This is a genomic window from Citrobacter sp. Cf132 (assembly GCF_030333885.1).
Taxonomy (GTDB): Bacteria; Pseudomonadota; Gammaproteobacteria; order Enterobacterales; family Enterobacteriaceae; genus Citrobacter; species Citrobacter freundii.
This window is the reverse complement of sequence record NZ_JAOWFA010000070.1, coordinates 132,865-145,676: the sequence shown is the minus strand read 5'-3', so window position 1 is coordinate 145,676 and position 12,812 is coordinate 132,865. Positions and strand designations below refer to the sequence as shown.

General features: G+C 53.5%; 11 protein-coding genes and 1 pseudogene. 4 read left to right on the top strand and 8 right to left on the bottom strand.

Annotation, left to right across the window (positions count from 1 at the left end; translation table 11 throughout):
* Positions 1 to 42: 42 nt before the first annotated feature.
* The 3 genes from cysH to cysJ form a co-directional block, all read right to left on the bottom strand.
* Positions 43 to 777, bottom strand: coding sequence for a phosphoadenosine phosphosulfate reductase (cysH, locus tag OGV85_RS20425; RefSeq protein ID WP_003034149.1), 735 nt, complete (start codon positions 775 to 777; stop codon positions 43 to 45).
* Between the two features lie 83 nt (positions 778 to 860).
* Positions 861 to 2,573: an assimilatory sulfite reductase (NADPH) hemoprotein subunit gene (cysI, locus tag OGV85_RS20420; protein ID WP_032949923.1), complete on the bottom strand. Its 1,713-nt coding sequence runs from the start codon at positions 2,571 to 2,573 to the stop codon at positions 861 to 863.
* A complete protein-coding gene (cysJ, locus tag OGV85_RS20415) occupies positions 2,573 to 4,372 on the bottom strand; it encodes an NADPH-dependent assimilatory sulfite reductase flavoprotein subunit (RefSeq protein WP_061547652.1) in 1,800 nt (599 codons plus the stop codon). The genes cysI and cysJ overlap by 1 nt, the downstream gene beginning before the upstream one ends.
* A gap of 305 nt (positions 4,373 to 4,677) precedes the next feature.
* On the opposite strand from cysJ, the gene queD reads away from it, so the two are divergent.
* The 4 genes from queD to OGV85_RS20395 all read left to right on the top strand — a co-directional run bounded on the left by queD (position 4,678) and on the right by OGV85_RS20395 (position 7,236).
* Positions 4,678 to 5,040: a 6-carboxytetrahydropterin synthase QueD gene (gene queD / locus OGV85_RS20410; RefSeq protein ID WP_003034142.1), complete on the top strand. Its 363-nt coding sequence runs from the start codon at positions 4,678 to 4,680 to the stop codon at positions 5,038 to 5,040.
* 81 nt (positions 5,041 to 5,121) lie between these two features.
* A complete protein-coding gene (locus tag OGV85_RS20405; protein ID WP_061547653.1) occupies positions 5,122 to 6,393 on the top strand; it encodes an FAD-dependent oxidoreductase in 1,272 nt (423 codons plus the stop codon).
* Positions 6,384 to 6,644: a ferredoxin family protein gene (locus OGV85_RS20400; RefSeq protein ID WP_061547654.1), complete on the top strand. Its 261-nt coding sequence runs from the start codon at positions 6,384 to 6,386 to the stop codon at positions 6,642 to 6,644. The genes OGV85_RS20405 and OGV85_RS20400 overlap by 10 nt, the downstream gene beginning before the upstream one ends.
* 16 nt (positions 6,645 to 6,660) lie before the next feature.
* Positions 6,661 to 7,236 (top strand): glycerol-3-phosphate responsive antiterminator, encoded by a 576-nt coding sequence (locus tag OGV85_RS20395; protein ID WP_061547655.1) that lies wholly within the window; start codon positions 6,661 to 6,663, stop codon positions 7,234 to 7,236.
* Positions 7,237 to 7,300: 64 nt separating this feature from the next.
* On the opposite strand, the gene OGV85_RS20390 is transcribed toward OGV85_RS20395, so the two are convergent.
* The 5 genes and pseudogenes from OGV85_RS20390 to OGV85_RS20370 all read right to left on the bottom strand — a co-directional run bounded on the left by OGV85_RS20390 (position 7,301) and on the right by OGV85_RS20370 (position 12,615).
* Positions 7,301 to 8,149: an electron transfer flavoprotein subunit alpha/FixB family protein gene (locus tag OGV85_RS20390; RefSeq protein WP_061547656.1), complete on the bottom strand. Its 849-nt coding sequence runs from the start codon at positions 8,147 to 8,149 to the stop codon at positions 7,301 to 7,303.
* The gene (locus tag OGV85_RS20385) at positions 8,146 to 8,928 is read right to left on the bottom strand and encodes an adenine nucleotide alpha hydrolase family protein (RefSeq protein WP_061547657.1); all 783 of its coding nucleotides are present in this window, start codon (positions 8,926 to 8,928) and stop codon (positions 8,146 to 8,148) included. The genes OGV85_RS20390 and OGV85_RS20385 overlap by 4 nt, the downstream gene beginning before the upstream one ends.
* Positions 8,906 to 10,326, bottom strand: a pseudogene (locus OGV85_RS20380) (MFS transporter). Before OGV85_RS20380 ends, OGV85_RS20385 begins: the two are co-directional and overlap by 23 nt.
* Positions 10,316 to 11,770 (bottom strand): FAD-binding oxidoreductase, encoded by a 1,455-nt coding sequence (locus OGV85_RS20375; protein ID WP_061547658.1) that lies wholly within the window; start codon positions 11,768 to 11,770, stop codon positions 10,316 to 10,318. The pseudogene OGV85_RS20380 and the gene OGV85_RS20375 overlap by 11 nt, the downstream one beginning before the upstream one ends.
* A gap of 59 nt (positions 11,771 to 11,829) precedes the next feature.
* Positions 11,830 to 12,615 (bottom strand): SDR family oxidoreductase, encoded by a 786-nt coding sequence (locus OGV85_RS20370; protein ID WP_016154226.1) that lies wholly within the window; start codon positions 12,613 to 12,615, stop codon positions 11,830 to 11,832.
* Positions 12,616 to 12,812 lie beyond the last annotated feature (197 nt).

Below are 12,812 nucleotides of genomic sequence, written 5' to 3'. Positions count from 1 at the left end.
AAGAAGCCCGGTAATAAGTAAACGTTACCGGGCTTTTAACAGTTAGCCTTCGTGCAGCCCGCACTCTCTTTTCAGCCCAAAAAACCGCGTCTCTTCTTCCGCCATTCCCGGCTCCCATTTGCGGGTGGTATGGGTATCGCCGACTGACAGATAGCCCTGATCCCACAGTGGATGGTACTTCAGACCATGCTTTTGCAGATACTGGTAAACCGTACGGTTGTCCCAGTCGATGATCGGCAGAACTTTAAACACACCACGCTGAATAGCCAGCACCGGTAAATGCGCACGACTGCCCGATTGCTCACGGCGCAGACCGGCAAACCAGGTCTGCGCGTCGAGCTCCTGTAGCGCCCGGTTCATCGGCTCGACTTTGTTGATGTCATTGTATTTTTCAATGCCCTCAACGCCCTGCTCCCACAGTTTGCCATAGCGCGCTTCCTGCCAGGCCGCACTTTCCTTCGCCCGGTAGACTTGCAGATTAAGCTTGAGCTTGTCCGTTAACTCGTCAATAAACTGGTAGGTTTCCGGGAACAGATAACCGGTATCGGTGAGGATCACCGGGATATCCGGGCGAACCTGATTTACCAGGTGCAGGCTCACTGCCGCCTGAATACCAAAACTTGATGACAGTACATATTCGCCAGGCAGGTTTTCCAGCGCCCACGCCACGCGATCCTCGGCGCTCAATTTTTCCAGTTGGTCGTTGGTTTGCGCCAACGCCATAACGCGTTCAACTTTCGGCAGTTCGTTCAACGCGTTGAGATCGAGTTTGGACATAAGTTCCTCACTGTTTGCCTTGCCTGATGGCGCTGCGCTTATCAGGTCTGCCGATTCAGCAGACCCGATAAGTCAATTTCACATTATTCCCAGAAATCCCGGGCAGGATCGAGCACCGGGCGAATAATGCCCGCACGCACCGTAAAGTCACCGAAGCCTTCACCCGCTTCGCGCTCTTTCGCCCAGCGCCCAATCAGTTCATCCAGCGATGCCAGAATTTCCGGCTCGGTGATGTTCTCTTTAAACATCCGGGGAATGCGAGTTCCAATACGGTTGCCCCCTAAATGGAGGTTGTAACGCCCGGGCGCTTTCCCCACCAGACCAACTTCCGCCAGCATCGCGCGGCCGCAACCGTTCGGGCAGCCAGTCACACGCATGACAATATTTTCATCACTCAGGCTGTGCTTCGCCATCAGCGTGTCGATGTTGTCGATAAACGCTGGCAGGAAGCGCTCGGCCTCCGCCATCGCCAGCGGACAGGTTGGGAACGACACGCAGGCCATCGAGTTTTCACGCTGCGGAGTGACCGCATTCATTAAGCCACTCTTCTGCGCAATCTTCTCGATCTTCGCCTTTTCACTCTCAGGAACACCTGCAATGATCAGGTTCTGGTTCGCGGTAATACGGAACTCACCTTTGTGGATCTTCGCGATCTCAAGCAGACCGGTTTTCAATGGACGGCCCGGATAATCCAGGATACGGCCGTTTTCAATAAACAGCGTCAGATGCCATTTATTGTCGATCCCTTTCACCCAGCCGATACGATCGCCGCGACCGGTGAACTCGTACGGGCGGATAGGCTCAAACTTGATCCCCGCGCGGCGCTCAACTTCAGCTTTAAAGGTCTCAACGCCTACGCGTTCCAGCGTGTATTTGGTTTTGGCGTTTTTACGATCGGTACGGTTACCCCAGTCACGCTGAGTCGTCACCACCGCTTCCGCCACGGCCAGTGTATGCTCAAGCGGCAGATAACCAAATTCGCTTGCCGTCCGGGCGTAAGTTTTCTTATTGCCATGCTCAATGGACAAACCGCCGCCCACCAGCAGGTTAAAGCCCACCAGCTTGCCGTTTTCCGCAATCGCCACGAAGTTCATGTCGTTGGCATGCAGATCGATGTCGTTCTGCGGTGGGATCACCACCGTGGTTTTAAACTTACGCGGCAGATAGGTTTGACCGAGGATCGGCTCCTCGTCAGTGGTCGCAACTTTTTCCTGATCAAGCCAGATCTCTGCATAGGCGCGGGTGCGCGGCAGCAGATGTTCGGAGATCTTTTTCGCCCACTCGTAGGCTTCGGCGTGCAGCTCAGATTCATACGGGTTGGAGGTACACAGCACGTTACGGTTCATATCGTTGGCGGTCGCCAGTGCGTCCAGGCCGACGGAGTGCAGCATCTGGTGTACCGGTTTAACGTTCTTCTTCAGAATGCCGTGAAACTGGAAGGTCTGACGGTTGGTCAGACGAATGCTGCCGTAAATAGTGTTGTCATGGGCGAACTTGTCGATCGCCTGCCACTGTTTGGTGGTGATCACTCCACCCGGCAGACGACAGCGCAGCAGCATCGCGTGACGCGGCTCCAGCTTTTGCTCGGCACGTTCAGCGCGGATATCGCGGTCGTCCTGCTGGTACATACCGTGAAAACGGATCAGCAGGAAGTTGTCGCCTTTAAACCCGCCGGTCAGGCCGTCGTTTAAATCTTCGGCAATGGTACCGCGCAGATAGTTGCTTTCCAGCTTCATACGCTCAGCGTCGGACAGTTTGCCTTCGACCACCAATGGTCCTGGATGTTTTTCGCTCATTAGTAGACATCTCGCTGATAACGGCGCTCAATGCGCAGCTCACTTAAAAATTCATCCGCCGCTTCGATATCCATACCACCGAATTCGGCAATCACTTCCAACAACGCCTGCTCAACGTCTTTCGCCATACGATTGGCGTCGCCGCAGACATAAATGTGGGCACCGTCGTTAATCCAGCGCCACAGTTCCGCGCCCTGTTGGCGCAGTTTATCTTGTACGTAGACTTTTTCTTTTTGATCGCGGGACCAGGCGAGATCGATACGGCTCAGTACGCCCTCTTTGACGTAACGCTGCCATTCCACCTGATACAGGAAATCTTCGGTAAAGTGCGGGTTACCGAAAAACAGCCAGTTTTTGCCTTCGGCTCCATCAGCCGCACGCTGCTGCATAAAGGCACGGAACGGTGCAATTCCCGTACCCGGGCCAATCATAATCACCGGCGTCTGCGGGTTTGACGGCAGGCGGAAATTGTCGTTGTGTTCAATGAACACGCGAACTTCACCTTCTTCTTCCACGCGGTCGGCGAGGAAACTGGAAGCACCACCAGCACGGGCGCGACCTTCTATCTCATAACGCACCACACCCACGGTGACGTGCACTTCGCTTTCCACTTCCGCCTGAGAAGAGGCAATGGAGTACAAACGCGGCGTCAACGGACGCAGAAGATCAACTAACGCCTGAGCATCCAGTTGCGCCGGGGAAAAGCGCACCATATCGACGATAGGCGTGGTGGCGGCATAATGCTGCAACTGTGCTTTGTCACCCACTAACGGCAGCAATGTTTCGCTGCGGGTTAAGGTGGCATAGTTCTCCACGATATTGCCGGTATTCACCGTCAGCTCGAAATGCCACTGCAACGCTTCAGCGAGCGACAAGGTTTTGCCTTCAACCGTCACCGGCTCATCACCTTTCAGCCACAGCAGTTCAACCAGTTCTTTAACCAGATCCGGGTCATTCTGATACCAGACGCCCAATGCATCGCCCGGCTGATAACGCAGGCCGGAATCGCCTAAATCAATTTCAATATGGCGTACGTCTTTTTCAGAGTCACGGCCGGTAATTTTCTGATTCACCGCAAGCGACGCCGTCAGCGGCGCTTCTTTGGTGTACGGACTGGTGTGTACTTCATTTACCGCACCGCTCGCGGCAACTTGCACAGACGGTACCGCAGGCGCACGTGCTTTCAGGACATCAACCAAACGGGCACGCCACTGCGCGGCGGCGGCCTGATATTCGACGTCGGCATCTACACGATCGAGCAGACGTTCACCGCCCAGCTCAGCCAGTTTCGCATCGAAGTCTTTTCCTGACTGACAGAAAAACTCATAGGAGGTGTCGCCAAGACCAAACACGGCAAAAGCGGTGTTATCGAGCTTTGGCGCTTTTTTCGAGAACAGGAATTTATGCAACGCCACGGCTTCTTCCGCCGGTTCACCTTCCCCTTGCGTCGACGCCACCACGATCAGCAGTTTTTCATTGGCGATTTGTTTGAATTTATAGTCGCCAGCGTTGATCAGAGTGACGTTGAGCTTCGCAGCGATCAGATCATCGCGCAGGGCTTCCGCCACACGACGCGCATTACCGGTTTGCGAGGCGGAGATAAGCGTAATGCCTGGTATTTCAGCGACAGGCGCAAGCGCCGCTGCATTGCTACCAGGCTGCTGATTCAGCACGCCCCAAAAATAGCCAGAAACCCACGCAAGCTGTGCGGGAGTGAAATCGGTCGTGGCTGCCTGAAGGCGTGCCAGTTGCTCCGGGTTTAGCGGTAGCAGAGCGGAAGGTGGGGCCTGTGTCGTCATGCGTTGTCATGTTCCAGTAAGCAAAGCGGATTTCAGCAATAAAACCCAAACTGAAGATAAGGTTAACGGCGGGGATAGTAACAATTAAAGAAGGGATAGAAATAACAAATAACCAAATGGACTAACCTGTTTTAGTTATAGTCATTAACGACAAAAACGATTTAATAACTATATGATATATAAATAGTTATTAAACATTAACAGCATAAATATGACGTTCTGATGCTTAGCGCCCTTTTAACTAATGATAAAAATTGTGCTTTACGGTACCCTACGGCGGTTTTTCGCATTCTTGAGAGTAAATAATGTCCACCACCTTGTTTAAAGATTTCACCTTCGAAGCCGCTCACCGCCTGCCGCACGTACCGGAAGGGCATAAGTGTGGCCGCCTGCATGGTCACTCATTTATGGTGCGTCTTGAAATTACCGGTGAAGTCGATCCGCATACCGGTTGGATCATGGATTTTGCTGAGTTAAAAGCCGCGTTTAAGCCGACTTACGACAGACTCGATCACTACTATTTGAACGATATTCCTGGCTTAGAAAATCCAACCAGTGAAGTGCTGGCCAAATGGATTTGGGATCAGATTAAACCTGTGGTCCCTCTGCTAAGTGCTGTAATGGTGAAAGAAACCTGCACAGCAGGCTGCGTGTACCGCGGCGAGTGATTGTAACGTCTGTGGCAACGGTCAATTTTCCTTAACTGACACTCTGTTAGGGTTATGTGCTCTGGATATCTGGAGCACAACATGTCAGACGATTTCGATATCATTATCATCGGTGCAGGGATAGCAGGCACCGCTTGTGCTTTACGTTGCGCACGCGCAGGGCTTTCAGTTCTGCTTCTTGAACGCGGCGAACTTCCCGGCAGTAAAAACCTTTCCGGTGGGCGTCTGTATACTCATGCGCTCAGCGAACTTCTCCCCCACTTCCAACACTCGGCCCCGCTTGAACGTAGAATTACCCAGGAAAATATCTCGCTATTAACGCGTGATGGCGCAACAACGTATTCCAGTTTGCAACCCGACGGTGACTCATGGAGTCTGCTGCGCGCCCGCTTCGACCCGTGGTTCGTCGCGCAGGCTGAAGCCGAAGGCGTGCAGTTGATTACCGGTGTGACGGTTGATGCGCTGCATCTTGAAGATGGCAGAGTGTGCGGCGTAATTGCCGATAATGAGACGTTGCGCGCCCGCTATGTGGTGCTGGCTGAAGGAGCGAACAGCGTGCTGGCGGAACGCTATGGCTTCCTGCCGCGCCCCTCAACCACCTCGATGGCGTTAGGGATTAAAGAGACGCTGGCGCTGGATAAATCGTTACTTGAAGAACGTTTCCGCCTGTCCAAAGACGAAGGCGCGGCAATGCTGTTCAGCGGCGATATTTGCGGTGAACTGCCCGGCGGTGCATTTCTCTATACCAATCAAGAGACGCTCTCTTTCGGTGTAGTTTGCCCGCTTTCCTCGGTGGCGCAAAGCACTACCCTTGCGTCTGAACTACTGGAGCGACTCAAGATACATCCTGCGTTGCATCCGCTGCTCAGAGGCTGCGAACCGCTGGAGTATGGCGCACATCTGGTTCCGGAAGGCGGCTTACACAGCCTGCCAGTACAATTCGCTGGAGAAGGCTGGCTGCTCGTCGGTGATGCACTACGCAGTTGTGTGAATACCGGTTTCTCCGTACGCGGCATGGATATGGCGCTGATCGGCGCTCAGGCAGCCGCGCAAACATTGATTAATGCCTGCCAGAAGCATGGGCCGCAAAACCTGTTTCCGGCCTACCATCAGGACGTCCAGCACAGCCTGCTGTGGGCAGTTTTGCAACGCTACAGGGATGTTCCTGCATTGCTGGAACGCCCCGGATGGTATCGCCAGTGGCCGGAACTGATGGAGTCTGTCTCCCGAGAGCTCTGGCATCAGGGCTACCGCCCGGTAGCGCCGCTGCGCCAGATAGTCTGGCGTCAGTTTCGTCGTCACGGCCTGCGCCATCTGGCAGGCGATATTATCAGGAGCTTACGATGTCTGTAACCCGCAACGCCTGGCGTCCCGCCGACATTTCACATATTGTACCGGCGACCAGAGTCGATAACGAAACGGCACAACGGCTGATCGCCTCCTGCCCTGCCGGGCTCTTTTCCCTCGCGGCGGAAGGCGAACTTAAAATCGACTTTCGCGGCTGCCTGGAGTGTGGTACCTGTCGACTGCTGTGCGATGAAACCACGCTGCAACAGTGGCGCTATCCCGCATCCGGGTTTGGCATCACTTACCGATTTGGCTAATTTTCAAGGATATTCTATGCCCCTGTTACACCTGCTTCGCCAGAATCCGGTGATTGCCGCCGTGAAAGACAACGCCAGCCTGCAATTAGCCATCGATTCCGAATGCCAGTTCATCTCTGTTCTGTACGGTAATATCTGCACGATCAGCAATATCGTGAAGAAAATTAAAAATGCCGGTAAATACGCCTTTATCCACGTGGATCTGCTGGAGGGGGCGTCGAATAAAGAGGTTGTTATCCAGTTTCTGAAGCTGGTCACCGAGGCGGATGGCATTATCAGTACCAAAGCATCGATGCTGAAAGCGGCGCGGGCGGAGGGCTTTTTCTGTATCCATCGCCTGTTTATCGTCGACTCGATCTCTTTTCACAACATTGATAAGCAGGTTGCACAGTCGAACCCGGACTGTATTGAGATCCTGCCAGGCTGTATGCCGAAAGTGCTGGGATGGGTGACAGAAAAAATACGCCAGCCGCTGATAGCTGGCGGGTTGGTCTGCGATGAAGAGGATGCGCGTAATGCGATGAAGGCCGGTGTGGCGGCACTTTCTACCACCAACACCGACGTCTGGACGTTAGCCAAAAAGCTGAATTAGCCCGAGATGCCGGATGGCGGCGTGAACGCCTTATCCGGCCTACAAAGCGCAGCACTACCAGACATTATTGCAGTTGTGCCAGCGTCTCCAGTACCGGCAGCCAGTCATCCACAATCCCGACGTCTGCCTGCGAAAAGACAGGCGCGCCAGCATCGCTGTTTATCGCCACCACAAACCGGCTCTGACGAACTCCGGCCATTAACGCCGCCGCACCGGAGGCTCCAGCAACAATGCAGACTTCCGGCGCAAGCAGATGGCCCGAGATACCAATCACGCGCTCAGCGTCAAAGCCACCATTCATCACCCGCGCACGGCTGTATCCCACTTCAGCGCCAAGCGCCTGACCCAGCGCGGTAATTTTATCGGCACTGACGTCACTTCTTCCCTGCCCGACCACCAGCACGTGCCCGGCCTGTAACAAAGGATGAGCAGTGACGCGCTCAATGCTTTCCACGCTCTCCAGCCAGTCTGGAGCAAGTGTAGGTACAATCCGGTATTCCGCCATCGCAGGCAGATCCTTTCCCGACGCGCTCAATTCGGGCTCGCGCGTCAGAGAAATACATAAGGGACGCGCGGTAACGTGCAATGTTGCCGTCAGCGCATTTCCCCAATGAGATTTGTTAACCAACCTCTGCTGCGCCTCCAGCGTCTGTACCTGGCAAAGACTGCCGCCATGCAGTCGCCAGGCCAGTCGCGTCGCAAGCTCATCCCCCAGCGGCCCGGCAGGAAAGATAAGGATATCGGCCGGCGTCAGCAACCACTGCGCCGCCAGCGCATCCAGCACCTGCTCTGCAACATCCGGCGGCGGCTCGAGGGTCCAGCGCTCCAGTTCCATGTTAGAAAGTCCGTTTTCTGCAATCCAGTTGGCGATTGCCGCACATTCGCCACTTTGCGTAATCAGCGCGATCTTCATGGCAGCATCCTCTTGCGCAAATAGTCGTTCCACAATAGCAGGGCTTTTTCCTGCGCCGTCGCACCGTCGATTATCATGGCGCAGCGCCGCTGCGTCGGTCGCGTCAGCTTCTGGCACTGAACGTTGGGGATTTCATCGCAGGACACGGGCTGGCGCACAATCTCCGCTTTTGCCGCGGCCAGACGCTGACGCATTCCCGGTACAGGAAGCGCCACTTCACCACATTGTCTGACTGCAATCACTGCCGGGAGCCGCACCCGGCAACGGCGGATACCGGATATCGTTCGCTGTTCGACGACAATGAAAGGTGGCTCAAGGGTAAAGCGTTCGACCTGGATGAAACAGGGCCAGTTAAGCATTTCCGCCAGCAAAAATGGTGTTTGCCCATTCTGCCCCTCGCTGCTCTGACAGCCGGTGACAATCAGTTCAGTACCGTGTCTGCCCTGCCAGTCGGCAATCTGCCGGGCAATGAACTCTGGCGCAAAGCGCAGATCCGCCGCTGTCTCCAGCAACACCGACTGCTCAAAACCTAACGCGGCAAAATAACGCAGCCAGTGAAGTGCCCTCTCATCACCAATGCTTAATGCGGTCAGGGTCATCTCACAGCCCGCACCACGCTGGGCCAATAGCTGCGCGGCAGCGGCCTGTTCATCAGCACCGATAGCGTTGCGCAATAGCGAAACATCCGGCCCGCAGGTACTCAGCGTGGCGGCCTGCCAGTCCTTTTCTGCCAGCATGCTGGCGTCGGGCTCGGGCTTAAACGCCAACAGAATGTTCATTTGTACCTCCTTGTCTTTGGTCGCCGCTTCCGGCTGCCACCAGCGGCAACGCTTTGGTCTCCGGTGCCCATAGCCAGGTCACCACGAAGCCGATCAGCAATACGCCAGCTAATAGCAGTAGCGTGACCGTCATCCCCCATTGCGCCAGAGTCCATGGCAGCAAACCGGTGCTGATTGCTGCGCCGAGTCGGCTCATAGCGGTGGCGAATCCCACCCCCAGCGAACGAATGTCGGTGGGAAAGCTTTCCGCCGGTAAAATCCCCACCAGATTACTGACCGCCGAAATCGTGGTGCTGAATAAGACAAAAAGCAGCAGCGTCCAGTGACTGCCAGGCGGTAAGCAGGCCATCACGATTAATGTCGTCGCCAGCAGCAAAAAGCTGCCGAGCAGAAAATGGCGATGGGCCAGCAGATGTGTTAATACAAGACCCAGCAGCGCGCCCACGATCAGCAGCGCATTCAGCAACAGGCTGGCAGTTAACGCGTCTTCAAGACCAATGGTTTCGGCAATCGTCGGTAGCCAGGTGTAGATAACGAACCAAGGGATAACCAGGCAAACAAAGAAGATGCTATTAAAAGCCGTGCGCCGCCAGTAGCGTGATGAGAACAGGGTTCTGATATGTTTATTCGTCTCTTTCGTTACCTCATCGCCCAGTTGTACGTGCATACCAAAACAGCGGTGCACCACGGCATGAGCTTCAGCGAACCTCCCCTGACGCATCAGCCAGCGCGGCGACTCTGGCGTTCCCCAGCGCAGCAGCGTAATCAATAGCGCAGGTAAAGCAGACGATGCCAGCAGCCAACGCCAGGCATCCGGGTTTTCGCTAATAAAATGATGGCCAGCAATACTTGCCAGTACGTAACCCACTGTCCATACCACGCTAAATGCACCGAGCAGAATCCCACGGTGTCGGCGCGGTGAAAACTCGGCCAGCAGCGTGTGCCCCACAGAGTAATCTCCGCCCAGCCCTATCCCTATCAGGATCCGCAAGCCAATCAACTGCTCGGGTGTGGTGGCAAAAAACTGAAGAAATGAGGCGACGGTGATCAGTACAAAGCTGAAGTTGAAAATTTTTTGTCGACCATAGTGATCCGAAATCCATCCCAGAATCAGGCTGCCGATAAAAAGGCCTAACAGCGCCGCGCCGCCGATCATACCAGCCATAAAAGGCGTCAGATGCATAGCGGGAGTGAGCTGAATAATGGCGTAACCGATGACACCAAGGACATAGCCATCAACAAGATGTGCGCCAAAAGTCAGCGCGGCAATACGGCAGTGAAAGCCGTTTAGCGGTAAATCATCCATTCGCACCGGTGAAGTGTTCATTTCTACCCCTTCATAGTCCGGTAAAATTACGGCTCCTCATTTGAGAAGCCGTATAAATAACTACTTCTCAATCGGGTAGATCGTGCCCGTATTCATAATTCCGTTCGGATCAAACTGCTTCTTCAGTCCTTCCAGCAAAGCCCACGCGCTGCCATGTTCCAGCTTGCTCCAGTGAACGCGATGCTTGCCAATGCCGTGGTGATGCACCATAGAACCGCCGAGGCGAATCGTCTCCTCGCAGATAATCTTGTTGAGCGGGTTATGGTACTTATCAATTTCCTCTTCAGGCTTACAGTTCACCACGTTGTAGTCATACACAAAGTACATGTTGGTACCATTGATATAACTGTGGGAGGAATGACCGCCCAGCATGGTGATATCATCCGCATGCGGGAACTCGGTACGAATACGATTGATTACGCTTTCATAGATCTCATAGATGCAGCTCCAGCAGCCTGAAACCTCAGTAGTGAAGCCCATATTACCGGTTTTCAGGATCTGCACACGTTCGGCAGCCACTTTTTCCGGCCCCCAGTTCAGGTGATTAAACCAGTTTTCAATCAGCTTACTGTCCACTCGCTGGCACTGCGGATAGCGTGCCACAACTTCCGCAATGCCTTCCCCGGTGGCTTTCGCCAGCCGCGGGTTGCCCTCAGCCATAAAAATCAGCACGCATTTGCCATCAGCAAAATGGGTGAAGTGCTGGGTGCCATCCTCGGCGTCATACAGTCGTGCAATTGAAGGACGATAGCCTTCCACCATCACTTCACGCAGAATCTCAAAGCCAACCTTCATATCGTCCAGAACGTAGCCGTAGTAGAGGTTGTTTTCCGGGGTAAACTTGAATATTTTCACTGTTACTTCAGTGATATAGCACAGTGCACCTTCGTTGCCGATAATGATGTGGCGAATGTCCGGGCCGGCTGCGCGGCGGGGGACGTTTTTGATGCGGGTGACGGTGCCGTCCGCCAGTACGGCCTCGAGGCCGACAACCATATCTTCAATTGCGCCGTAGAGCGTGGAAAATTGACCAATGCTGCGGGTTGCCACCAGGCCGCCCATCTGCGCCAGAGGTTTAGACTGCGGCGAGTGTCCGGTGGTGTAGCCCTTAGCCCGCAGCGCATTTTCCAGCACTTCCAGCGGTACACCACATTGTGCGGTCGCCTGCATATTCTCGATATCAATATTCAGGATTTGGTTCATTCCGGCGCCGTCCAGCACCACGGAATTCTCAACCACAGTTTCCAGCCCCCCTTCCGTCGCAGAGGCACCGGTACGCGGAACGCCATTGATCTTATGCTGGTTCATAAAGGCCAGCACGTTAGAAACCTGGTCGGTCGAGCCTAACTTAACAACCGCAGCCGGTAACGGCAGCGTAAAGACGCCATGGATATCAGCATATTTACGAAAGCGGTCAATACTGTTTTTCTTTAATACCGTTTCATCGGTAATTACGCGATCGGGTCCAACAATTTCTTTTAACTGGTCAACGATCGCTTCGCGAGATAAAGACATAGTCATTCCTTCCTGATAATTAACAGAATAATGAATAAAACAGAAACTATCGACAAGATTTAACGAACTAAATAACCGCCGTCGACAACCAGTAAATGACCGTTAACATAATTAGACGCCTGACTGGCGAGGAATATCGCTGCCCCCATTAAATCCTGAGTATCTCCCCAACGATTCGCCGGGATATGATCCAATACCCGCTGGTTGGTTTCCGGGTTACTGCGGGTGGCCAGCGTAATATCTGTCGCATAATATCCCGGTGCGATACCGTTAACCTGAATATTATATTGCCCCAATTCATCGCAATATGCTTTGGTAAAACCAGCCAGTGCATGTTTGGTAGCCGAATAGGCTGGTGACCACTGACCGCCAAGATAAGAGAACAAAGAGCAGATATTAATAATTTTACCGCTGTTTTGCGGAATCATAATTTTTGCAGCTTCATAGCTTAGTTCAAAGGCCGCCGTCAGGTTAACATCAATCATCGGATCCCAGTCCGCACGACCAAAGTCCAGCACCTTATTCAGCTTACAAATTCCGGCATTATTCACCAGAATATCGACGGTGCCAAAACGCTCGCAGCAGGCGGCGATAATCTTCTGCGGCGCGCCTTTTTCGGTAATATCTACCTGCATAAATTCAACTTCAACACCTTGTTTCTCAATGATTTCCTTCGTTTCGCCGTTATCTTTTACAAAGCTTGGGATAAACAGATTTGCCCCCGCTTTCGCCAGCGCCATCGCGAAAGCCTGACCGAGACCGCTGTTGCCGCCCGTAACGATCGCCGTTTTCCCTTTCAGGGAGAAAAAATTCATTGAGAATGCGTTGAGAGATTCGATTGACATAGTTAGCTCCAAATTCCTTTAGGCAAAAAAAAAGAAAGGCAACTTCCCCCGCAAGAGGGAAGTCACCTTTCTCATTATCTCTGGTAACTGGACTAAATTTTTAGCACAACCATAAATTATCTAACGTGATCAAAATCACAGATACTCGTTAATTTTGTCATGATAGCCAAAAACAAGAATCGTGATTATTCTCACAC

Excerpts from the sequence above, each read along its gene's own strand:
- OGV85_RS20405 (WP_061547653.1), top strand. The coding sequence starts at position 5,122 with ATGTCAGACGATTTCGATATCATTATCATCGGTGCAGGGATAGCAGGC.
- OGV85_RS20400 (WP_061547654.1), top strand. The coding sequence starts at position 6,384 with ATGTCTGTAACCCGCAACGCCTGGCGTCCCGCCGACATTTCACATATT.
- OGV85_RS20375 (WP_061547658.1), bottom strand. The coding sequence starts at position 11,770 with ATGTCTTTATCTCGCGAAGCGATCGTTGACCAGTTAAAAGAAATTGTT.
- OGV85_RS20390 (WP_061547656.1), bottom strand. The coding sequence starts at position 8,149 with ATGAAGATCGCGCTGATTACGCAAAGTGGCGAATGTGCGGCAATCGCC.
- cysH (WP_003034149.1), bottom strand. The coding sequence starts at position 777 with ATGTCCAAACTCGATCTCAACGCGTTGAACGAACTGCCGAAAGTTGAA.
- cysI (WP_032949923.1), bottom strand. The coding sequence starts at position 2,573 with ATGAGCGAAAAACATCCAGGACCATTGGTGGTCGAAGGCAAACTGTCC.
- OGV85_RS20395 (WP_061547655.1), top strand. The coding sequence starts at position 6,661 with ATGCCCCTGTTACACCTGCTTCGCCAGAATCCGGTGATTGCCGCCGTG.
- cysJ (WP_061547652.1), bottom strand. The coding sequence starts at position 4,372 with ATGACGACACAGGCCCCACCTTCCGCTCTGCTACCGCTAAACCCGGAG.
- OGV85_RS20370 (WP_016154226.1), bottom strand. The coding sequence starts at position 12,615 with ATGTCAATCGAATCTCTCAACGCATTCTCAATGAATTTTTTCTCCCTG.
- OGV85_RS20385 (WP_061547657.1), bottom strand. The coding sequence starts at position 8,928 with ATGAACATTCTGTTGGCGTTTAAGCCCGAGCCCGACGCCAGCATGCTG.
- queD (WP_003034142.1), top strand. The coding sequence starts at position 4,678 with ATGTCCACCACCTTGTTTAAAGATTTCACCTTCGAAGCCGCTCACCGC.